Origin of the sequence: Corynebacterium sp. HMSC074C03, from assembly GCF_001838285.1 — a bacterium.
Classification (GTDB): domain Bacteria; phylum Actinomycetota; class Actinomycetes; order Mycobacteriales; family Mycobacteriaceae; genus Corynebacterium; species Corynebacterium amycolatum.
Genome location: NZ_KV836223.1, coordinates 38,066 through 60,466, shown reverse-complemented (window position 1 = coordinate 60,466; position 22,401 = coordinate 38,066). Strand labels below are relative to the sequence as shown.

General features: G+C 59.6%; 21 protein-coding genes. All 21 read right to left on the bottom strand.

Going from position 1 to position 22,401, the window contains the following annotated elements:
* Positions 1 to 355: 355 nt before the first annotated feature.
* Positions 356 to 1,633 (bottom strand): tyrosine--tRNA ligase, encoded by a 1,278-nt coding sequence (tyrS, locus tag HMPREF2847_RS06960; RefSeq protein ID WP_070851946.1) that lies wholly within the window; start codon positions 1,631 to 1,633, stop codon positions 356 to 358.
* Between the two features lie 39 nt (positions 1,634 to 1,672).
* On the bottom strand, positions 1,673 to 2,323 hold the full coding sequence (locus tag HMPREF2847_RS06955) for a DNA-3-methyladenine glycosylase (RefSeq protein WP_083327344.1): 651 nt from the start codon (positions 2,321 to 2,323) through the stop codon (positions 1,673 to 1,675).
* Positions 2,324 to 2,497, bottom strand: coding sequence for a Trm112 family protein (locus tag HMPREF2847_RS06950; RefSeq protein WP_005511714.1), 174 nt, complete (start codon positions 2,495 to 2,497; stop codon positions 2,324 to 2,326).
* Positions 2,487 to 3,134: a hypothetical protein gene (locus tag HMPREF2847_RS06945; RefSeq protein WP_070851942.1), complete on the bottom strand. Its 648-nt coding sequence runs from the start codon at positions 3,132 to 3,134 to the stop codon at positions 2,487 to 2,489. Before HMPREF2847_RS06945 ends, HMPREF2847_RS06950 begins: the two co-directional genes overlap by 11 nt.
* Entirely contained in the window at positions 3,121 to 4,752 is a 1,632-nt protein-coding gene (locus HMPREF2847_RS06940; RefSeq protein WP_070851941.1) for a VWA domain-containing protein, read from the bottom strand. Before HMPREF2847_RS06940 ends, HMPREF2847_RS06945 begins: the two co-directional genes overlap by 14 nt.
* Before the next feature lie 6 nt (positions 4,753 to 4,758).
* Complete coding sequence (locus HMPREF2847_RS06935) at positions 4,759 to 5,910, bottom strand: hypothetical protein (protein WP_070851940.1); 1,152 nt, start codon at positions 5,908 to 5,910, stop codon at positions 4,759 to 4,761.
* A 571-nt stretch (positions 5,911 to 6,481) separates the two neighbouring features.
* Positions 6,482 to 7,921 carry an argininosuccinate lyase gene (gene argH, locus HMPREF2847_RS06930; RefSeq protein ID WP_070851939.1) on the bottom strand — a complete coding sequence of 480 codons (1,440 nt, stop codon included), beginning with the start codon at positions 7,919 to 7,921 and terminating at the stop codon, positions 6,482 to 6,484.
* Between the two features lie 45 nt (positions 7,922 to 7,966).
* The gene (locus tag HMPREF2847_RS06925; protein ID WP_070851938.1) at positions 7,967 to 9,166 is read right to left on the bottom strand and encodes an argininosuccinate synthase; all 1,200 of its coding nucleotides are present in this window, start codon (positions 9,164 to 9,166) and stop codon (positions 7,967 to 7,969) included.
* A gap of 49 nt (positions 9,167 to 9,215) precedes the next feature.
* Positions 9,216 to 9,698 (bottom strand): arginine repressor, encoded by a 483-nt coding sequence (locus HMPREF2847_RS06920; RefSeq protein ID WP_038625622.1) that lies wholly within the window; start codon positions 9,696 to 9,698, stop codon positions 9,216 to 9,218.
* A 4-nt stretch (positions 9,699 to 9,702) separates the two neighbouring features.
* Positions 9,703 to 10,644, bottom strand: coding sequence for an ornithine carbamoyltransferase (gene argF, locus HMPREF2847_RS06915; RefSeq protein ID WP_070851937.1), 942 nt, complete (start codon positions 10,642 to 10,644; stop codon positions 9,703 to 9,705).
* 6 nt (positions 10,645 to 10,650) lie between these two features.
* Positions 10,651 to 11,856, bottom strand: a complete 1,206-nt coding sequence (locus HMPREF2847_RS06910; RefSeq protein WP_070851936.1) for an acetylornithine transaminase — start codon at positions 11,854 to 11,856, stop codon at positions 10,651 to 10,653.
* 59 nt (positions 11,857 to 11,915) lie between these two features.
* Positions 11,916 to 12,809, bottom strand: a complete 894-nt coding sequence (gene argB / locus HMPREF2847_RS06905) for an acetylglutamate kinase (RefSeq protein ID WP_005511727.1) — start codon at positions 12,807 to 12,809, stop codon at positions 11,916 to 11,918.
* Positions 12,810 to 12,831: 22 nt separating this feature from the next.
* A complete protein-coding gene (gene argJ, locus HMPREF2847_RS06900) occupies positions 12,832 to 14,040 on the bottom strand; it encodes a bifunctional glutamate N-acetyltransferase/amino-acid acetyltransferase ArgJ (protein ID WP_070560048.1) in 1,209 nt (402 codons plus the stop codon).
* Complete coding sequence (argC, locus tag HMPREF2847_RS06895; RefSeq protein WP_187401048.1) at positions 14,037 to 15,077, bottom strand: N-acetyl-gamma-glutamyl-phosphate reductase; 1,041 nt, start codon at positions 15,075 to 15,077, stop codon at positions 14,037 to 14,039. Before argC ends, argJ begins: the two co-directional genes overlap by 4 nt.
* A gap of 179 nt (positions 15,078 to 15,256) precedes the next feature.
* The gene (locus HMPREF2847_RS06890; protein ID WP_070851934.1) at positions 15,257 to 16,093 is read right to left on the bottom strand and encodes a trypsin-like serine protease; all 837 of its coding nucleotides are present in this window, start codon (positions 16,091 to 16,093) and stop codon (positions 15,257 to 15,259) included.
* A gap of 27 nt (positions 16,094 to 16,120) precedes the next feature.
* Positions 16,121 to 18,613, bottom strand: coding sequence for a phenylalanine--tRNA ligase subunit beta (pheT, locus tag HMPREF2847_RS06885; protein WP_070851933.1), 2,493 nt, complete (start codon positions 18,611 to 18,613; stop codon positions 16,121 to 16,123).
* 32 nt (positions 18,614 to 18,645) lie between these two features.
* Positions 18,646 to 19,695 (bottom strand): phenylalanine--tRNA ligase subunit alpha, encoded by a 1,050-nt coding sequence (gene pheS, locus HMPREF2847_RS06880; RefSeq protein WP_070851932.1) that lies wholly within the window; start codon positions 19,693 to 19,695, stop codon positions 18,646 to 18,648.
* 98 nt (positions 19,696 to 19,793) lie between these two features.
* The gene (locus HMPREF2847_RS06875; protein ID WP_070851931.1) at positions 19,794 to 20,624 is read right to left on the bottom strand and encodes a TrmH family RNA methyltransferase; all 831 of its coding nucleotides are present in this window, start codon (positions 20,622 to 20,624) and stop codon (positions 19,794 to 19,796) included.
* 177 nt (positions 20,625 to 20,801) lie between these two features.
* Positions 20,802 to 21,185 carry a 50S ribosomal protein L20 gene (gene rplT / locus HMPREF2847_RS06870; protein WP_005511721.1) on the bottom strand — a complete coding sequence of 128 codons (384 nt, stop codon included), beginning with the start codon at positions 21,183 to 21,185 and terminating at the stop codon, positions 20,802 to 20,804.
* A gap of 77 nt (positions 21,186 to 21,262) precedes the next feature.
* A complete protein-coding gene (rpmI, locus tag HMPREF2847_RS06865; RefSeq protein WP_005511726.1) occupies positions 21,263 to 21,457 on the bottom strand; it encodes a 50S ribosomal protein L35 in 195 nt (64 codons plus the stop codon).
* A gap of 76 nt (positions 21,458 to 21,533) precedes the next feature.
* Positions 21,534 to 22,085 (bottom strand): translation initiation factor IF-3, encoded by a 552-nt coding sequence (gene infC, locus HMPREF2847_RS06860; RefSeq protein WP_005511730.1) that lies wholly within the window; start codon positions 22,083 to 22,085, stop codon positions 21,534 to 21,536.
* Between the last annotated feature and the right edge of the window lie 316 nt (positions 22,086 to 22,401).

Genomic DNA, 22,401 nt, shown 5'->3' with positions numbered 1-22,401 from the left:
GGCCACGCTGACCTCCGAATACATTACACACACCTCACCTAAAGACACAAAACCCCAGGTAGATAGATGTGAACTAGCGTTTTGCCTGTACAGTCGAGCGATTCACCAAGGACCGGAAGCCCCCTCCCCTTAACGAAAGCCGGTAGCTTTCGCTCTTCACTACCACCTTGGCTCCGGTTTCTACGCTCCCCTAAAACAACCAGGGCTCCGGACTGACCAGGAGTCAATGATTCTGAAATCATCATTCTCCTAGCTTGCCCGGAGCCTTAGCCCAGCTGCCTAAAAAGAATCAAGCTGCATAAACACCAATTGATCTAGAGATCAACAATGCACCTACACGGAGACCAACCAGCGCCTACACGAACTTCACACCAGCGAAGTTCTTCTTGCCGCGGCGCAGCACAATCCACTTGCCGTGCAGCAGGTCCTCGGCGGCAGGCTCCCACGCTTCGTCCTCGATGCGCTGGTTATTGGCGTACGCGCCACCTTCCTTAATAGTGCGTCGTGCTTCGCCCTTCGACTTGGCAAGGCCAGCAGCAACGAGAAGGTCGACAACAGTACGCGGCTCACCTTCGGCAATCTCCGCAACCTCAGTCTCAGAGACGGCACCTGCCAGAGTGGCCTCGTCCAGCTCGGTCAGCTCCGCGCGTCCAAACAGCGCCTGCGCTGCCAGCTCAACAGCCTTGGTGGCCTCTTCGCCGTGGACCAGGTTGGTCATCTCCTGCGCCAGACGACGCTGCGCTTCACGCTTGAACGGACGCTCCGCAACAGCGATCTCGTACTCCGCAATCTCCTCCTGAGTCAGGAATGTGAACCAACGCAGGTAGTCAATAACAACCGAGTCACCAGCGTTGAGGAAGTACTGGTACCAGGAGTACGGCGAGGTCTTTTCAGCATCCAGCCATAGCTTGCCGCCACCGGTGGACTTACCGAACTTCTGACCTTGAGCATCGGTCACCAGCGGCACGGTCAGACCGTGCACCTTGGCACCGTCGATACGCCTGTTCAAGTCGACACCAGAGACGATGTTGCCCCACTGATCGCCGCCGCCAATCTGCAGTACACAATCGTAGTTACGGCGCAGCTGCACGTAGTCGTTGGACTGCAGCAGCATGTAGGAAAACTCGGTGTAGGAGATGCCGTCGGACTCGAGACGACGCTTGACGGTGTCACGGTCGAGCATGGTGTTGAGGGAGAAGTTCTTGCCGACATCGCGAAGGAAGTCAATGACGGACATGTTCATAGTCCAGTCCGCATTATTGACCATCGTCGCCGGGGCCTCGCCCTCAAAGTCAATGAAACGACGCAGCTGGCCCTTGATGGCCTCCAGGTTGTGCTCAATGGCGTCCTGGCTGAGCATCGATCGCTCACCGACATCACGCGGATCGCCGATGAAGCCCGTGGCGCCACCCGCAAGCGCAATTGGGTGGTGACCGGCCAGCTGGAAACGACGCAACATAATCATCGGAACCAGGTGGCCCGCGTGCAGCGAATCGCCCGTTGGGTCAAAACCGCAATACAGAGTAATGGGGTTTTCGCACGCCTCGCGCAGCGCGTCAACATCGGTGGACTGATTGATCAGCCCACGCCACTGTAGTTCGTCGATAATGTTCTGTTCAGTCACGTCCTCCATCGTAACGTTTCGCTTGCCGACGTTCACCGCGAGGGTGACCTAGAACTCCTCAACCGCCTTCTTGTGGCGCCGATAGGCTGAGACTGAATCGTCCGGAAGCCACAGGCGCCACGGCCTATTCGCAGCTCGGCGAACGCCCACGCGCGGGCCTGCGTGGATGTCGCTAACTAAATCGGCGGTCTCCGGCTGCGCCACAAACACGCGTGACGACGGATCCAGCGCATCTGCCCCATAGTCGCTTAGGTCAAGGCCAAGCGCCTGACCAACATTGCCCGGACCACGTCCGAGACCCGCAACCGCGGGCTTTTCACCACGGCGACGACGCACCGCATCCATACCCTGCTCAATGCGAACGGAACGGACTAGCACTCCCCCGCCCGTGCCGTCCGTAGCGCTGGTGATGTTGGCACAAAAGTGGATGCCATAGGAGCGGTAGATATACCAATGCCCCGCCGGGCCAAACATGGCGCGATTGCGGTCGGTTGGCCCCATAAAGCAGTGCGCGGCCGGGTCGGGATAGCGCTGGTCAGCTGGACCGCCGTAGGCCTCGACCTCCGTGATGGTGGCGATGACATCCTCAGCGGGGATGACAATCACGCACCCGAGCAGCGTCTGCGCAGCATCGATGGGAGCTCCCGACAGCATAGTGCGGTCGAGGGCGCTGTAGCCGTCGGGAAGCGAGAAAGGCAATTACTTGTCCCAGGCGATGGCTTCGTCGGAAAGCATAACCGGAATGCCTTCGTCGATGCGGTAGGCAATCTTCAGGCGAGGATTGACCAGCACCTGCTCGTCTTCGAGGTATTCAAGCGGCCCCTTGTCACGCGGGCAAGCGAGGATATCAAGGAGTTTCGGATCAAGGCTCATAGTCCACTACCTTACCGAACTGAATTGCCAGGGTGTCACGCTGACCTTCCAAGGCAATCAGGTTGTCCTGACCGATGGCATCCTGAATCTTCCGCACTGCGGAATGCAGCAGCTCGATGGACTCCCGAGCCGGATCCTCGGCCTTATGACGCAGGCGCTCCGGGACTGCGAGGTAAGAGTTGACCGTCTGTGGCAAGTACTCCTCGATGATGCCGTCGATGACCACTTTCTGCTCGGGGTAGTTGTTGAGATACTTCCACTCGCTAAGCACAGACTCGAGCGTCACGCCAAGCTCATATGCGGCTTCTCCCAGCTCTTCGCCGGGCTCCTGCTCAAAGAGTGTTCCCAATGTCCGGTGGAGGCTCCTGCGCAGCTCAACCGGATTGAGCGGACGGCGCTGAGCAACCGCAGGCTTCGGCGCCGAGCTAACGGACTTCTGAGCTCCCTTGCTCTGCCTCGGCAACAAAGCAACCGACGCGCCCCACGCGGCAATCGCAACAACCGGCCACAGGAAACCAAGCCCCACGGTCAGGTGCAGCAGCACGACGGCGATGGCAAGGACGAGCCCGACAATGTTGGCGGGGCTGTTAAGAAAGCCACCGCCAGAGGAAGTGCCGGAGGATTTACTGGTAGCCACGAATCTCCTTGAACACATCAGCAAGCTCGGTCTCACGGGATTCAAAGACCTTACCACCAGTCAGGTTCGCAAGTTCCTGCATTTCTCCCGGATCCGCCTCGCCATAACGGATGACGAATACCGGCGGAAGATTCCCGCCCTTGGACTGGTAGAAGTCGCGGAACTCTGCGAAGGTCTTGCCGGATGTCACCTGACCATCGGTCAGAACCACAATGGACGGGATGGAGTTCTTATCCGAGCTGCCGAGAAGGTCGAAGGCTTGGATCAGGGCGTCGTAAAGCGCGGTTTCACCTTCGGCAAGCAGTCCATCAACCGCGGCGGTCAGCTGAGCGCGCGATTCCGGACCGTCGATTGTCGTGGTCGTGGGCTCGCCGACGGACGTACTGAACGGCAGAATCGTCGCAATCTCCCGGTTTCGCAACCCCACACTTCCCGTCTCGGTGCGCGCGCTGCCGTCGACGATGGCGCGCATCGTCGCCTGCAAGTCCGCGATGCGGTCACCGAACATTGAGCCGGAGGTGTCGAGAACGAAGACCGACTCGCCGGGCACGCGCAGGTCATTGTCGTATGCCTCAATGAGGCGGTCCGTGACTGTGCGATCGCCCGGGAAAGGCAGCTCGATAATCACGTTGTTGGTCATGCTTTCCGGCAGGTTGGCGTCATCGGAGACCGGACGCAGAAAGTGATCGGCGAGAATCTGTGAGTTGGCTTCCAACCACTGTCCGAGTGCTTCCGTCTGCCGCGCGGCAAGGTCGTTAGCAGGCTGAGCTAGTGGCGTCAGCGGGTAATCCGCACTGATGACACCGTCACTCGGAACAACAACTTCCAGGTCAGCGCCCTCTTTATTCATCTGCTGCAATACAGCTTCATAGTTGATGAGAGCGTCCACGGAGTCCGGCTCATCCAGGAACTTGTCGCGCAGCCACCCCGACGAACCCGAGGTCATCTTCTGCCCCTCGAAGAACTTCTGCAGCTCAGGCGTGGTGCGGTTGATATCCCCCGTAGTCAGCGCCGATCCGGTGTCGGCGAACGCGGTCGCAACCGACACCACACCGGAAAAGCCCGAGTTCGATTCCGTGGGGTTGGTCATGCCGTAGGTCAATTTGCCTGACGACGCAGCCTCCGCGATCTCACCCCACGTCGGTTGCTTGGTATCCCAACCAAGTTCCCGCGCCTTGGACGAATGGATGCCAAATGCTACCGGTGAAGTGGCGACTTTCTTGGCTTCACCGAGCTTGTCAGCCCCGCCGAGAAGATCAACGTACCGGTTGGTAGCAAACCAGGTGGCATCAAATTGGTTGTCGAAGTCACCGTCGACAAGAGCGTGGCTGTTCTTCACAGTGCCGTCGAGAAGCTCGAGGTTGATAGTAAAGCCGAGGTCGTCGGAAGCCTTTTGCATCAGCGGCTGGAGCTCTGCAAGCTCCGTGGCCCCGGCGATGCGCATAGTCGAGCCCTTGAGGTCCGAATCGACATTGACCTTGTTCGTCTTCTCATCGTCGGAGCCCAGCGACAGGTTCAAGCCACCGTCGAAGCAGGCCGCGACAGTGAAGATGCCGAGCACACCGACGAGGGCAAGAAGCATTTTGCGGAGGGCAGTTGGTGCCTTGTACATGAACATTCTGCTTTACCCCTCTTCCGTTTCCGGCCTCGGCGGGCCCTGGTATCCGCGGGAAACACCCTCAATGAGCTGCTCGAGGATGTCGAAACTCGGCGGGTCAATGGAGTCCACAAAATCGGTGGAGACCTCCTGCCCCGTCTTCAACTGCGTCTGGAACTCCTCCATTGCCTCAGGCTGGCTGGATCGGTAACCGTGCTTGGCCGCCAGCTTCTGAAGCTCAGGGTCTTCAGCGAGAAGCCTTGCGACCGCAACACCGTTGTCGTTAAAGCCCAATGCCACGTGAGTACTCAGAATCGTCGGCGATGGATACGCCAAGCGCATTTCCGGCTTCAATCGGCTGTTCTGGGCACCATCCTCCCCCAGGAATTGCGACTCGTAGACCATCACCATTGGCTTCGAACCGACGCCCTGCGAGAGGTAGTCCGAGAATGGCCCAGCCGACGAGGATTCCGTGTACCCCTGTCCAGTAAACAGCGGCGTGAGCTCCGGCAACACCGCATTGACCTGCCCATTGTCGGACACAATCCTGCCTTCATTGGTGATCCAAGACATTAGCGACAAGTACATCGCGGCTGAGTTCGACGAACGGATGTCAGTCGTGGACATCTGCACTGTGCGTGGCGACGGGTAGTCATTCTCTGCGAAGTCACGCCAGCGGACATTGTCGTGCTGCATCGTGGCCAGTGCGGCCATATCTACCTGCCACGTAGTGCCCTGTTGGCGAGCAACATTTTCCCGTTCCAGCGCCTGCAAGATGTTGTCGAAAGTAGCGATCGCCATCGGGGTGTAGAAGACGTCGTACCGCTCAGCACCGCTCATTTTCTCAGCAATCTTCTCCGCTGCAGGGGCCGATGATGGAAACGCCATGTCGAAGGAATCCAGATTCACATCCGTGGCCATCCGACGCGAACCCGCCGTCTTTACTTCCACCGCATAGCCGTGGGAGGCAAGAGCCTTTTGGACCTCTTTGTCTTCGAAGAAGGGCTTCTTCTCAGAGCCAACAATCGCCTTGACGACGGTCTTTTCACCACCGAAGAAATCACGGCTTCCTCCGGAGTTGCCACCAGAAAAACCTGGAATACTACCGCCACGACCGACATAGACCGCGACAGCCGCGATAACAATCAAAATGACTGCAAGAATTGCCCCCGGGCCCATACACCCTTTCTTGCTACCACTTTGATTTTTATTTTTATCTCGTGAGCTGTGATTTCCACCGCTCGACCGCGTACTTTCCGCCATGAAATTATGGTAAGAGACCCGGTCAAACCTGGCAACAGATATAGAAATAATCAGTAATCTGCGTCACTTCGGGCGTACCTGGCATTACGGGTTTACTGGCGGCGTCGGAACGATACGAGTTACTGACTGCGTTTATGGCTGGCGGCGGCGGGTCGATCCGAGTTACTGACTGCGTTTATGGCTGGCGGCGGCGGGTCGATCCGAGTTACTGACTGCGTTTATGACAAAAATGACCTGAAAAATGGCCTGAAAGTGTCATAAACTCGCACAGTTTCACATTTGCAGCCCGTATTCGCACGTGGAGCCCATAATTTATCGGGTTGCCAGTTACCGGGTTGCCAGTTACCGGGTTGTCCGTTGTCGGGCTGTCCGTTGTCGGGTTGCTGGTTTTGCTACTTGCCCCCGGGCTGTAAACAATCGGCGTGCGATCGATTGACCGCACACCGATTAATTAGCCGCGCTAGCCGCTTTAGCCGCTTTAGCCGCTTTAGCCGCGAACTGGCTTTTCAGCCCACTGCTTTAGCTCGTTGTTCTTCTCGTCGACACGAGCGAGCTGCTCTGCAACACGCACTCCCGCGGTACCACCGCGAGTATCGCGAGAAGCCACAGCGCCGTCGATAGTCAACACTTCACGGACCTTTGGAGTCAGTGCCGGGTGGACACCGGCGAGGTCCTCGTCGGAAAGCTCGTCCAGACCGATGCCGCCCTTGGACTCCGCAATGCGGACGCACTGGCCGGAAGCCTCGTGAGCGTCACGGAAAGGCACGCCTTCGCGGACCAGCCATTCAGCCAGGTCAGTGGCCAGGGTGTAGCCCGCTGGAGCGAGCTCGCGCAGACGGTCCTCGTGGAAGGTCAGCGTTGCCACCAGACCGGTCAATGCCGGCAGCAGCAGGGTCAGCTGCTCGACCGAGTCCACCAAAGGCTCTTTGTCCTCCTGGAGGTCACGGTTGTAGGCCAGCGGCTGAGCCTTCAGCGTGGCCATGAGACCAGCGAGATTACCAATCAAACGACCTGTCTTACCGCGGGTCAGCTCTGCCACGTCCGGGTTCTTCTTCTGCGGCATGATGGACGAACCAGTCGACCAGGCATCAGCCAGAGTGACGTAACCATACTCTGGGGTGGCCCAGTAGATGATCTCCTCTGCAAGGCGAGACATGTCCACGGCAATCTGTGCAAAGACGAAAGCCGCCTCAGAGGCGAAGTCACGCGAAGAAGTGCCGTCAATGGAGTTGTCCGTAGCCGAATCGAAACCAAGCTCTTCAGCGATGGCTTCCGGATCCAGGTGCAGCGAGGATCCCGCCAGCGCACCGGAGCCGTACGGGGATACAGCCAAACGACGGTCGAGATCACGGATACGATCGAGGTCACGCAGCAGCGGATGCGCATGTGCCAGCAACTGGTGCGCCAGCAGCACCGGCTGAGCCGCCTGAGAGTGAGTCTTGCCCGGCATGATGGCATCCGGGTGTGCCTTGGACTGAGCAACCAGGGCGCCGACCAGGTCCGTGACATCCAGTGCGATACCGCGGACGGCATCGCGCAGCCACATGCGGAACAGGGTTGCCACCTGATCATTGCGAGAACGACCCGCGCGCAGGCGACCGCCGACTTCCGGGCCGACGCGGTCAATCAGGCCACGCTCCATGGCACCATGGACATCCTCATCCGTCGGCTCCGGACCAAATTCGCCAGAGGCAACGTCGCGGTCGAGCTGATTGAGGCCTGCAATCATGGTGTCAAAGTCGGCATCGCTGAGCAGCCCGCGAGCATGCAGCACTCGGGCGTGGGCCTTGGACGCAAGAACGTCGTAAGGCGCGAGCACCCAGTCAAAATGGGTGGACTTGCTCAATGCGGCCATCGCCTCGGACGGGCCACCGGCAAAGCGGCCGCCCCACAGGGAGCCTTCGTTGGTACCGTGCTTTTCGACCATTGTCTTTTCCAATAGGCCTTTCGCTCTAGTCGCTCTGGAGAATCTTTACAGGTTGAAGTCGCGCTTTGCGGCCATCTTCGAGGACAGGCCGTGCAGCTCGACGAAGCCGCGAGCCAGGGTCTGGTCGAAGGTGTCGCCCTCGTCGTAGGTAGCCAGGTTGAAGTCGTACAGCGAGGTGTTCGAACGGCGACCGTTGACGTTGCAGTGACCAGCGTGCATGACCATGCGGATATCACCGGAAACGCCCTTCTGGGACTCCTCGATGAAGGCATCCAGCGCGCGCTTCAGCGGCGAGAACCACAGGCCGTCGTAGACCAGGTTGGCCCACTCGCCTTCGACCTGACGCTTGTAACGAGCCAGCTCACGTTCAACGGTGACGTCCTCCAGCGCTGCGTGTGCAGCCATGATGGCCATAGCACCCGGTGCCTCGTAGATCTCGCGGGACTTGATGCCGACCAGGCGGTCCTCAACCATGTCCAGACGACCGATGCCCTGAGCACCAGCGCGGCGGTTCATCTCTTCGATGGCCTCGAGCACGGAAACCTTCTTGCCGTCGATGGCAGTCGGCTTACCGTCCTCGAAGGAGATGATGACCTCGTCCGGGGAGCTGAAGTTCAGGGTCGGATCCTCGGTGTACGCGTAGACATCCTTGGTCGGCGCGTTCCACAGATCCTCCAAGTAGCCGGTCTCAATGGCGCGACCGAAGAGGTTCTGGTCAATGGAGAACGGGGACGACTTGGACTGCTCAATTGGCAGACCCTTTTCCTCAGCGAAGGCAATAGCCTTGTCGCGGGTCCAAGCGAAGTCACGAGCCGGTGCAATAATCTTCAGATCCGGGGCGGTGTTGGCGAAACCAACCTCGAAACGGACCTGGTCATTGCCCTTACCGGTGCAGCCGTGTGCGACGTGAGTGCCACCGAACTCCTCTGCAGCCTTCGCCATGTGCTTAACAATCAGCGGGCGCGACAGTGCAGAAACCAGCGGGTACTGCTTCATGTAGAGACCATTTGCCTTAATGGTCGGCAGGCAGTACTCCTCGGCGAACTCGTCCTTAGCGTCGACAACAACAGCTTCGACAGCGCCGGCGTCCAGAGCGCGCTGACGCACGGACTCCATGTCCTCGCCGCCCTGTCCGACATCGATAGAAACTGCGACGACCTCGCCGTCGGTCATTTCCTTGAGGTACGGAATAGCAACGGTGGTATCGAGGCCACCAGAGTAAGCAAGAATAACCCGGTTGGTCATAGGGTAAGCGCTCCTTTAATCGGTGCTTTAAAGCATTTCGTGAAATAGTTTACTGGTTCGTTCCGGCGGCTAGACGCTGGGCTAGGTCAGCGCCGGAAAGTGGTTCTCTAGCCAGGCACATTACGGTGTCATCTCCCGCAATTGTGCCAACGATTTCTTTGAGTCCCGCACGGTCAATCACACTGGCTAGATACTGTGCGGCTCCCGGTGGTGTACGCACAACCGCGATGGTGCCCGAATGATCAATGGAGACCAGCAGCTCGTCTAAAACGCGCCGCATCCTGGCCACTGCCCCGCTGGAGACAGCGAGTGCATCTTCGACGATGGAATAACGCGAACCGTTGACTCCGTCGCGAATCTTTCGGGCGCCCAGCTCATCGAGGTCTCTGGACAACGTCGCCTGCGCAATCTCAATGCCTTCGTCGGCAAGCAGCTCGACGAGCTGAACCTGACTGGACACGTGATGCTGCGCCAACAGGTCAGCGATGCGCGTCTGCCGAGCTGTGCGAGAACCTGGTTGTGCTGCGGTCATGACCTTACTGCCTCTCCACCAGCCAGGTCAGCAACGCCTTCTGAGCGTTCATGCGGTTTTCCGCCTCGTCAAAGACTACCGACTGCGGGCCATCGATGACCTCGGCAGTAACTTCGTTGCCGCGGTATGCCGGCAGGCAGTGCAGGAAGATGGCATCCTCATTTGCCTTCGCCATCAGCTCAGCGTTGACCTGGTACGGCAGAAACGGAGTGCGACGATCCAGGCCGTCGTTCTCCTGCCCCATGCTGACCCAGGTATCGGTGATGACAACGTCGGCACCGGCAATGGCCTCATCGACGTCTGCGGTCACGGCCACGGCCGCACCGGTCTGCTCCGCGACCTTCTTGGCGCGGTCGACGTAGACCTGCTCCGGCTGGAAGTTCTCCGGTGCACAGATGGTGACGTCCAGCCCTGCGGTGGCGAAGCCTACTAGGTAGGAGTTGGCCATGTTGTTGGCACCATCGCCGAAGTAGACAGCCTTCTTGCCACGCAGTCCCGCCTGGCCTTCTTCCGGGCACTTGTGCTCGATGATGGTCTGCAGGTCAGCGAGAATCTGGCACGGGTGGAACTCGTCGGAAAGCGCGTTGACAATCGGCACCGTCGCGGTTTCAGACATGGCCTCCAGCCCTGACTGTGCGTAGGTACGCCACACGATTGCCGAGACAAAACGGCTGAGCACAGCAGCGGTGTCCTGGTAGGTTTCACCCTTGCCCATCTGCGAGTTTCCGGTTTCAACCACAATCGCGTTGCCGCCCAGAGCCGCAATGCCAGCGTCGAAGGAGAAACGGGTACGAGTCGACGTCTTGTCGAACAGCACCGCAACCGACTGCGGCCCCTCAAACGGCCGGCGGGAGTACGGCGCTGCCTTCAGCTCTGCAGCCAACTGCAGCACCTCAGCCTGCTCCTGTGGAGTCAGGTCATCATCGGCGAGAAAATGACGGAGCATCGGTTCCTAATTCCTTCCATTGTTGGCGACAGCCTCAGCGGCGTCGTTCAGGCAGGCATCAATCAACTCGACGGCGCGGTTGATTTCCTCATCACTGAGGTTCAGCGGCGGCACAATTCGCAGCACATTCGCCTGCGGCGCGTTCAGAATGACACCGCGCTCATAACCGGCGTTAACTGCTTCCTTCGCCAGGTTCTCGCACAGCACCAGCCCAAGCATGAAGCCGCGGCCGCGCACGTGATCAACATGGTTTAACGACGCAAGCTTGCGAGCCAGGACTTTGCCCTTCTCGGTGACTCGATCGAGCAGCTTTTCTTCTTCCAGCGTCTCGATGACGGCCAGGCCGGCAGCGGCACAGACCGGGTTGCCACCAAAAGTGGTGCCGTGCGCACCGGGAGTGAACAGTTCCGCTGCGCGGCCGTTGGCGATGACAGCACCCAGCGGCAGGCCGCCGCCGAGGCCCTTGGCCAGGGTCATGACATCCGGGACGATGCCGTCGTGCTGGTGGGCAAACCACTGTCCGGTACGGCCAATGCCGGTCTGCACTTCGTCGACGATCATGAGGACGTCGAAGCGCTTGGTCAGTCCGCGGACCTCGGCGAGGTATCCCTCTGGCGGTGCGACCACACCGGTCTCACCCTGAATTGGTTCCAGAATCACCGCTGCGACACCCAACGGATCGGATTCGATGGTCTTGGTGAGGAAGTCGATGTCACCGTAGGGCACGAACTCGACTCCACCCGGCATCGGTTCGAACGGGGTGCGTTTGTCCGGCTGACCGGTCATGGCAAGTGCTCCCATGGTGCGGCCGTGGAACCCGTGGTGGGTCGCGATAATACGGTTGCGCCCCGTCAAACGCGCCAGCTTGAATGCAGCCTCATTGGCCTCGGTACCGGAATTGCAGAACATAATCCGAGTGTCATCGGTATCCCAGCCAGTGAGCTCAATGAGCTTCTCGCCCAGTGCCAGTGGTGGCTCAGAGGCGAAGATGTTGGACACGTGCCCCATCGTGGAAATCTGCTTGGACACGGCTTCCACGATCGCCGGATGCGCGTGACCCAACGCGTTGACTGCAATACCGGCGAGCAGGTCCAGGTATTCCTTGCCCTCGGAATCCGTGACAATAGCGCCCTTACCCTGCACAAGCTCAATGCGCGGCGTGCCGTAATTGTTCATCATCGTGTGTTGCCACTGCTGCTTGAAGTCGCTCATGTCGTCTTTCGACCTGCCTAACGTGTGTGTAGGTAAATTCTTGTCCGTCTTTTTCTGCCTTATCCTGGCTCTACCATTGTGCCGATACCGCCGGAAGTCATCAGCTCCAGCAGCACCGAGTGTGGCTGGCGGCCATCGATAACGTGGGCCGCAGGCACTCCCTGATCCACTGCGTTCAGGCAGGACTCCATCTTCGGAATCATGCCCGAGTCCAGCGTCGGAAGGATTTCTCGCAGGTGCGAAGTGGAAATCTTGGACACCAGCGAATCGCGGTTCGGCCAATCCGTGTAGAGCCCCTCGACATTAGTCAGAATCACCAGACGGTTCGCGTTAATTGCCGATGCCAGTGCACCTGCTGCCGTGTCGGCGTTGATGTTGTAGACCTCTTTGCCGTCAGCGGACGGCGCAATCGTGGAAACCACAGGAATACGGCCGGCATCAATCAGGTCCAATAGCGTTTCCGAGTGCACCTCGGTGATATTGCCAACCAGCCCGATATCTGTCTCCTTGCCACCGACGTTTACCGTGCGTCGAGTACCGGTGAACAGGCCACCGTCCTCACCAGAGGTACCCACTGCATATGGGCCGTAGGCGTTGATAAGGTTCACCAGTTCGCGGCCGACCTGCCCGAAGAGAACCATGCGGACAATTTCCATGACCTCCGGAGTCGTGACACGGAAACCGCCTCGGAACTCTCCCTCCAGCCCCAGGCGCTTGAGCATCGACGAAATCTGGGGGCCACCGCCATGGACAACCACCGGCTTCACACCCACGGTGCGCAGGAAAACCATGTCCTGCGCGAAGGCCTTCTTCAGTTTCAGGTCGGTCATCGCGTTACCGCCGTACTTGACCACCACAATCTTGTCACGGTGGTGCTGCAGCCACGGCAGGGCTTCCGCCAGCACATGTGCCCGCTGTTCGAAGGACAGCCCTTCGGTCAACTGGTGAACCATTGCAGAGTCTCCTCAAAACCTTCTACGACGAATATGCCGAGTTGATGTGAACGTAATCGTGGGAAAGGTCCGTCGTACGAATCGTGGCCTCTTCCGGATTACCAGTACCGAGGTCAACCTCAACGGCGATGTCCTTGCCGGACAGATCCACTTCACGAGCATCAGGCGTGCCACCGGTATCGCGACAGACTACGTGACCATTGAAGGAAACCGTGATGTGCTCCGGATCCATATCCACCGGCGCGGTGCCGACAGCCGCCAACACACGACCCCAGTTCGGGTCCGAACCGAACATCGCACACTTGAAGAGGTTGTCGCGGCCGATAATGCGAGCAGCTACCAGGGCATCTTCAGCGCCACCGGTGCCACGCACGGTCACCGACACACGTTTGGTCACGCCTTCGGCGTCCGACTGCATCTGGCGTGCGATGGAATCACACACGCTAAGCACTGCCTGATCGAGCTCCTCCTGCGAGGGCTTCACGCCAGAGGCACCGTTGGCCAAAATGATGACGGTGTCATTGGTGGAGGTGGAGCCATCAATATCTAGGCGGTTAAACGTAACCTCGCTCGCCTTGGCAATAGCCTCGTGCGCCATTTCTGCGCTTACCGACGCATCCGTCGTAATCACACCGAGCATCGTGGCCATCGACGGACTAATCATGCCAACACCCTTGCCCATAGCACCGACAGTGAATCCGTCACCATGCGCAACGGCCTGCTTTGCCACCAAGTCAGTGGTCAAGATGGCCTCTGCTGCAGCCGTACCTGCGGCGACATCGCCGCCCAGTTTCTCAATCAGCTTCGGCACACCTGCCAGCACAATGTCCATCGGCAACCGGTCACCAATCAAGCCAGTGGAACAGGCGCCTATCTCGGTAACGTCGACGCCGAGCCCATCTGCGACCTTTTGGCAAACTTCGAGGGCGTCGGCAATACCCGGCTGGCCATTGCAGGCGTTGGCATTGCCGGAGTTCAGCACCACTGCCGACAGCTTGCCGTCAGCGATGTGCTTCTTGGATACCGTCACCGGCGCAGCCTGGACACGGTTGGTGGTAAAGACAGCCGCCGCGGTCTTCTCCGGCCCCTGGTTTACGATGAGCGCCATGTCCGGGTTTCCGCTGACCTTGATGCCGGCAATGACACCGCTGGCCGCGAACCCCTGAGGTGCACATACGCCGCCTTCGTCACCAGCGACGTTGACGAGACCTTCTTTTTCTTCCTTCATCATGGGGCAACTCCTACCAGTGGAAGTCCTGCAGTTTCATTCTGTCCAGTAACCAAATTCATGCACTGAACTGCGGCACCACCGGTGCCCTTTGTCAGATTGTCAATCGCCGAGGTCAGCACCAGGCGCTTGGCGCGTTCATCTACCTCGACCTGAATCTGAACCAAGTTAGAGCCAATTACCGACTGTGTCTGCGGCAGCAGCCCTTCGGCCAACACCTGCACAAACGGCTCATCCTTGTAGAACTCGAGGTAGGCTTCCCGTGCGGCTGCCTCCGTAACCCCGTCGACAAGCGGGGCGGTAATAGTGGTGAGAATGCCGCGCGACGTCGGGGCGAGTACGGGCGTGAAGCTGACGGTGAGATCCTCTGCGTACGGCTTGAGGTTCTGCAGGAACTCTGCGGTGTGGCGGTGCTTGCCCGCAGTGTTGTAGGCGCGGAGATTGCCCATAACCTCGGACCCGAGCAGGGGCACAGCCGCCTTCTTGCCCGCACCGGAGGTACCGGTGATGGAAACAACGGACAGGTCCGGCTTAACCAGGTTCTTTGCAACTGCCGGCAGCGCCGTAATTGTACCCCCAGTGGGGAAACAACCCGGCACAGCAATGCGCTTCGAAGCAGCCACTACTTCCCTGTTGCCCGGCAGCTCTGGAATACCGTAAGTCCAGGTACCGGCGTGCTCCGAGCCGTAGTAGTGCTCCCACTCAGCGGCATCCTGCAGGCGGAAATCCGCGCCGCAGTCAATAATCACCGTGTCATCCCCCAACTGCTCTGCAATCGCAGCCGAATGACCGTGGGGCAGCCCGAGGAACACCACGTCATGTCCAGCGAGTGTGTCACCATTAGTCGGCTCAATACGACGGTCAGCCAAAGGTGCCACATGAGGCATAATGTCGCCCACACGAGCACCCGCGTTGGATGCTCCCGTCAGTGCGCCGATGGTTAGTTCGCCGGAAAGGTACGCCGGGTGCGACAACAGGATGCGGAGGATCTCTCCTCCTGCGTAACCGGTCGCACCGGCAATGGCAACGGAAATACTCATGTCAAACATTCAACACTTTTATTCACTGTGTTGCAAGATATTCATAGAATTCGTTGCCAAAGTGCTGGAATCCCACCAATGTGACGTGAGTGATTTATGAATATAACGCCGTCGTCGGTACATACACTTCGTTCAACCAGCACGCCGGACTATTCAACGCCGGACTACTCAACGCCGGATTATTCAACTACGCCGCTTGACTCCTGGCTCATCACACCATCTGCCCACTGCGCCACCGATGACGTCGTGGTGTAGAGATAGTAACCCGACTCCTCCGGTGCGACGCTGTCATCAAAAGCCACCGCACCCGAGAACACCGCAGCCAGCTGGCCGTCGATAAAGAGCGGTCCGCCCGAATCGCCCACCTGCAACGCCGCGGGGCGCTCCATGTGCGCCAACACTGAGTCTTCCCGCACGCACTGCTGATACTTCACCGGGCACATCGACGCGGTGACGGTCGCCATCGGCAGCGAGCCATCCGCAACATCGCCGAGCAGCGATCGCCCATAGACCGTGCCTGCCGTTTCTTGCTCCGAAAACGCCTGACGACGTTCCATTGCGGGATACTCCCGAAGAGCTGCATCGCCCGCAAGGTGAATAAGCACTACGTCACCGGTGGGCGCAATCTCCCAGCGATCAATCGGTACACGCCGGGCATCCGGGCCGAAACCGACCTCGACTTCCCCAACCTGCTGCGGGACGTCACGCACACAGTGAGCTGCGGTCATTACCCACTGCGGGGCGATTGCAGTTCCCGTGCAAAAGTTTCCGGTATGGGCACTGGTCCGGACCATGACCGACACCACGGAGTCCGCCGCCACACTAGGCGCAGCTGCCTCCCCACCAACCAGCGCAGCCGCACTCGGCGCGCCGGTGAGCAATAGACCTGCCGTGACAGCAGCTGTGGCCACAGTCGCCGCAGGCTTCGCACTGCTCACAGCGCACACTCCGACGCGCTGCTCTCGTGCCTCTGCGCTATTAAACCTGTTGTCGCGGTGCCGCAAGATGCCAATCATGGGTATCTCTCCCTGGGGCCTCCCCTTTTAGCCGCGCAGCTGAGCGCCGTGACGGGTAGTGGCCAGCTCAATGGCCGCCTCGCGAGCTGCGGAAGCTTCCTCTTCCTTCAGCGTACGGTCCGGTGCGCGGAAACGCAGGGAGTACGCCAGTGAGCGAACACCTTCGCCCATCTGCTCGGAACGATAAACATCGAAGACACGGATGGATTCGAGGAGCTCACCGGCACCTTCCACCAGAGTCTTCTCCACCTCTGCGGCAGAGACCTCATCGCTGACAACAAGCGCGACGTCCTGGTGGACGGCTGGGAACGGGCTGAGTACCGGCGCCGGCAGGTGCTCCGTCACCGGCAGTGCATCGAGATTGATCTCCATAGCGCAGGTGCGCTCCGGCAGACCAGCATCCTTGCACACCTTCGGGTGCAGCTCACCGGCGTGGCCGACGACCTTGCCGTCGACAAGCAGCTCAGCGCAGCGGCCCGGGTGCCACGGCAGCACCTCAGCGTTACGGATCTCCAGCTCGACGTTGGCGGCGCGGGCAACAATGCGTGCAGCTTCGATGGCATCGGCGACGGTGTACGCGGCCTCATCGCCCCACGGGCTGTCCAGGCGGATCCGCCCACAGGCGACAGTGGCGACGTGCAGTGGCTGCTCCGGCAGCGAGTCCAGAAGCTCAGCGCGCTCGGCCTCGCTCGGCAAGCCAGCAGTCGACGGCATCGGCGAGACACCGTTACCGCGCTCGATGGATACCTGCTCCACACCGTAGAGCGACAGGTCGACTTGGCCACGAGCAACATTGCGCTTCAGCGACTCCAGCATGGACGGCAGCAGAGTCGTGCCCAGCTGAGCGTGGTCGGACTCCAACGGGTTGATGACCTTGACGGTGTTACGACGCGGGTCATCAGCGTCCAGGCCCCAGACGTCGAAGACGTCGTTGGCAATGAACGGCGTCGGCAGAATCTCCAGGTAGCCGTTGTGGGCCAACGCGTGGCCGACGAAGCGGCGGCGCAGCTGACGCTCGGTCAGACCGCGGCCAGCCGGGGCGATTGGAAGGATAACCGGAATGTCTTCCAGACCCTCCAGTCGCAGGATTTCCTCAACCAGATCAGCGGACATGGTCAGGTCCGAGCGCCAGGTTGGCGGAGTGACAGCCAGGCGGTCACCGTTGTCAACGACCTCGCAACCGACCTCGCGCAGGCGACCAATGACGGTTTCACGCGGGTAATCAACGCCCGCAACTTCGCTGGCGCGGTTAACGGCAAAGTCAATAGTCGACATGGTGGCAACCTCGCCGAGCAGGGTGCGACCAGTGTCGATAGTGCCGCCGGCGATGTCAGCGAGCAGCTGGCAGGCCAAGTCCAGAGCCGGCTCGACAAGAGCGGTGTCCACGCCGCGCTCGAAACGTCGTGAAGCCTCGGAGCTCAGCTTGTGGCGGCGACCGCTGCGGAAGACGTGCAGCGGCGACCAGTTGGCGGCCTCGAAGACCACATCGGTGGTGCCGTCGGCAATCTCGGAGGTAAGTCCGCCCATGATGCCGGCCAGTGACTGAATACCGTTGTCGTCGCAGATGACGACGTCCGCCGGGTCGAGCTTGCGGTCCACGTGGTCGAGAGTCGTCAGAGTCTCGCCGGCCTTAGCGTTGCGGATGTGCAGGCCACCAGCGATCTTGGAGCCATCGAAGGCGTGCATCGGCTGACCGAGCAGCAGCATCACGTAGTTGGTGACGTCCGTGGCCACGTTGACCGGACGCTGACCAGCCAGCAGCAGGCGGCGGCGCATCCACCATGGGGTCTCGGCGTTCGGATTGATGCCGGTGACACGGCGCAGACCAAAGCGGCGGGTGTCGGTGTCCTCGTCGATGGTGACGTTCAGGACCTCTCCCTCCACCGGCAGCTCCTTGACCTTGGCTGGATCGGCGAAGTCGAGGTTGAATGCGGAGCAGATTTCGCGGCCAAGACCGCGGGCCGACAGCGCATAACCGCGGTCCGGTGTGATGTTGACCTCGAACTTCTCGTCATCGAGACCGATGAACTCCTTGGCGCACGAACCCAGCTCAGCCGGGGCCGACGGGAGCGTGAGAATACCGGCGGAGGAATCGGTCATGCCCAGCTCAGCTTCGGAGCAGAGCATGCCGTTGGAAACCTTGCCGTAGGTCTTCCGTGCGGAAATCTCGAAACCGCCCGGCAGCACGCAGCCCGGCAGTGCGACGACGACAATCGAGCCCTCTTCGAAGTTGCGGGCACCACAGATAATCTCCTGCAGCTCACCGGTGCCATTAGCATCGCCGACGTTGACCTGACAGAAGCGAATTGGCTTCTTGAAGCCCTCGAGCTCCTCAATGTGGTCGACACGACCGAAAACCAGCGGGCCCTCGATCTTCTCTAGCGGCTCGTGTCCCTCGGTTTCAAAACCAACGCGGACAAAGCCCTCATCCAGCTCGTCCGGGGTAACGGACCAGTCCGGGTTGATGGTGTTCTCTGGGCCGCGAACGATTTCAGTGACCCACGACTGTGGAATGAACATGTAAGTAAAACTCCTATCTGTAGGTCAGTGAATTAGCCGCGGATACCGAACGGCTGCGTGAAGCGAACGTCGCCTTCGACCATGTCGCGCATGTCGGTCAGACCGTTGCGGAACTGCAGGGTGCGCTCCAGGCCCATGCCGAACGCGAAGCCCGAGTACACCTCCGGGTCAATGCCGGAAGCCCGCAGCACGTTCGGGTTCACCATGCCGCAGCCTCCCCACTCGATCCAGCCGGCGCCGCCCTTCTTATTCGGGAACCAGACGTCAACCTCAGCCGACGGCTCGGTGAACGGGAAATAGTTGGTGCGCATACGGGTCTTGGTCTCCGGACCGAACAGCGCCTTTGCCATATGGTCCAGCGTGCCGCGCAGGTGCCCCATGGTCAGCCCCTTGTCCACAGCGAGCCCCTCGACCTGGTGGAAGACCGGGGTGTGGGTGGCATCGAGCTCATCGGTACGGAAGGTACGCCCCGGGCAGATAACGTAAATTGGCAGGTCACGCGACTGCAGAGTACGAACCTGAACTGGAGAGGTGTGCGTACGCAGCACCTGCTTGGATCCTTCCGGCGCAATGTGGAAAGTATCCTGCAGGGTACGAGCCGGGTGATCCGGCAGGAAGTTCAGCGCGTCAAAGTTGAAGTACTCGGCTTCGACCTCCGGGCCCTCGGCAACTTCCCAACCCATGCCCACGAAGATGTCACCGATCTGCTCGGACAGGATGGTAATTGGGTGCATCCCGCCACGCTGGCCTCGCGTGGTGTCCACCGACACGTCGATACTCTCCGCGACCAGACGACGCGCGTTTTCCTCTTCCTCCAGCACCGCAAGACGCTCTGCATAGTGCTTCTCGACGGCTCCACGAACAACATTCACGCGACGACCAGCATCCTTGCGCTCAGCCTTCGGAATAGAGCCCAGCGCGCGGCGAGCCTGCGGAATGTAACCTTCATCCCCCAAGTGCTCACGACGGGCGGCAGAAAGCTCATCCAGGTTGCCGGCAGCGTCAAAGGCATCCGTGGCCTTCTGCGCAGCCGCCTGGAGGGCGTCCTCGGAAAGATCGATAGGATTTGGCGAATCGCTCACGTGTCAACCACTTCTATATAGGACTATCAGTTCTTGTGATGGAACAATCATAGTCGAGGATAACTGCACACGTGCACGCACCTCACCATCGAGGTTTCCTAGTTACCCCGAACTGTCTCCCACAGGCACATAGCCGCTGCGGTGGCGAGGTTCAACGACTCCGCCTCGCCCTTAATCGGGATGGCCACACTCGCCCCCGCCGAGGCCGTAATCTCCTCCGACAGGCCATGTGCTTCGTTGCCGAAAAGCCAGGCGACGGGACCGTCGGGAAGCGCATCAACACCGAGCGTGAGAGCGCCATCCATCGCCGTAGCGAGGGTGGTAAAGCCCGCTTCCCTGACTCTCTCCACAACGACATCGATGTCGCGCTCGCGTGCGACGGGTGTATGGAAAACAGACCCCGCAGAGGAACGCACGGCCTTCGAGTTCAAAGGGTCAACCGAATCGCCAGCAAGGATCACCGCACCAGCACCGAGGGCATCAGTCATGCGCACAATCGTGCCAACATTGCCCGGGTCATTGCACTCCACCGGTATCACTAGACAACCGGATTGCTTTCCAACCTCAATGGCCTCCTCCAACGAAGTGGACACCGCACCTGTGTCGCAGACGGCGAAAAGCCCGGTAGTGGTGACGGTTTCGCTTAATGAGCGGGCGGCGGAGTCGTCGATAAGCGAAACAGACTTGCGCTGCGTCCCAGATTCGAGATACCCCGTGAGCAGCTCGCAGAACTGCTCGGCGGCGGCTGCCGTGACGAAGATTTCCACGACAGCCTCTGCGCGGATAGCCGCATCGACGGAATTGAAGCCCTCGACGAGGAAGCGCCCGGCCTTCTTCCGTTTGGCCGCACGGTGGAGCTGAATAGCCGCCGAGACACGTGGAGTACGAGGAGTAAACGGCTCGTCGTTGAAGTACAGCGCAGAGTTCATGGTGATTAATCCTAGTGATGCGGCTCGGGATTCATAACTGCCAGTGCGGATACGAAAAACCACCGCCGAGGTTATTCGTTAACCCAATCGACGGTGGCTTTTCAAAGATGTTGGCAAGACCGCACTGCCAGTCGCAGGCGCTTGCCGACGCTACGTACGAGTTACCTCGTAGCTGCTTTACTTAGCAGCAGGAGCGTTGACGTCCTCCGGCAGAGCGTCCTTAGCGACCTTGACCAGAGCAGCGAATGCCTGTGGGTCGTTGACAGCCAGCTCAGCCAGGTTCTTACGGTCAACCTCAACGCCAGCCAGGTTCAGGCCCTGGACGAAGCGGTTGTAGGTGATGTCGTTAGCGCGAGCAGCAGCGTTGATGCGCTGAATCCACAGACGACGGAACTGACCCTTACGGTGGCGGCGATCGCGGAACTCGTAAGTCTTGGAGTGGAGCATCTGCTCCTTGGCCTTGCGGTACAGGCGAGAGCGCTGACCACGGTAGCCCTTTGCGGAATCGAGAACTTCGCGACGCTTCTTCTTAGCGTTAACAGACCGCTTCACACGTGCCACGGTGATACTTCCTTTTCGTTGTCTTTAAGAACTAGTGAAATTAAGAGGGCGATTGCCCTGGGACGAGACTTGAAAAATTAAGCCTTGCCCAGCAGACGCTTGACGCGCTTGACGTCCGACTTAGCAACGTCCGTGGTGCCCTTCAGGCGACGGGTACGAGTGGACGGCTTGCCCTCCAGGAGGTGGCGGCGGTTAGCCTGCTCGCGGCGCAGCTTGCCGGAACCGGTAACCTTGATGCGCTTTGCGGTGCCCTTGTGGGTCTTCTGCTTCATGTTAAAACTCTCCCCTACCGATCTTTGACGCTCGTGGCGCAAAAATCTCGTTTACAACCATTTCTGGTCAGGTCGGTTACTTCTTACCCTTATTCCGAACCGGCCCCAGGACCATAGTCATGTTGCGACCGTCCTGCTTCGGGCGAGACTCGACGGTGCCGTACTCTTCGACATCGGCGGCCAGACGCTCCAACAGGCGGAATCCCAGTTCTGGACGAGACTGTTCACGGCCACGGAACATAATCGTGACCTTGACCTTCGAACCCTTCTCCAAGAAACGAACAACGTTGTTCTTCTTGGTTTCGTAGTCGTGGTCATCAATCTTCGGACGGAACTTCTGCTCCTTGACCACAGTCTGCTGCTGGTTCTTTCGAGCCTCGCGTGCCTTCTGGGCTTGTTCGTACTTGAACTTGCCGTAGTCCATAATCTTGGCGACCGGTGGCTTTGCTCGCGGAGCAACCTCAACCAGGTCAAGGTCTGCTTCGTAAGCGAGCTTGAGTGCGTCACCGGTGCGGACAACGCCCACCTGCTCACCATTCGGTCCTACAAGGCGGACTTCCGGTACTCGAATATCCTCGTTAATACGAGCTTCAGCGCTGATGTGGCCTCCTAGGTTGAACCTGAACAATCTTCGTTTCAAACCGCGATAGCAAGCGGGAAAGGAAGAAAAGCCACGCGTCTACAGCGGATTACTACACACTGTATAAGGACGCCTTCCAATCGTGCGATGTGACATCACCGATTAGGGTGGACCCCGGCGCTACCGTAATTCTTTGGCGCACCTAGGGTGGGACTTAAATCCTCTTCGCTGCCGAATGCAACTAAATGCTCCCCGAAGGCAGCAAGAAGCATCACATTCTGGCGGTCGTAGACGCGATGTTAACACAAGCGTTCTCGCATACCAAAACCGACTCTTACGCCAGGTTATTCACCATCAGCCCCCC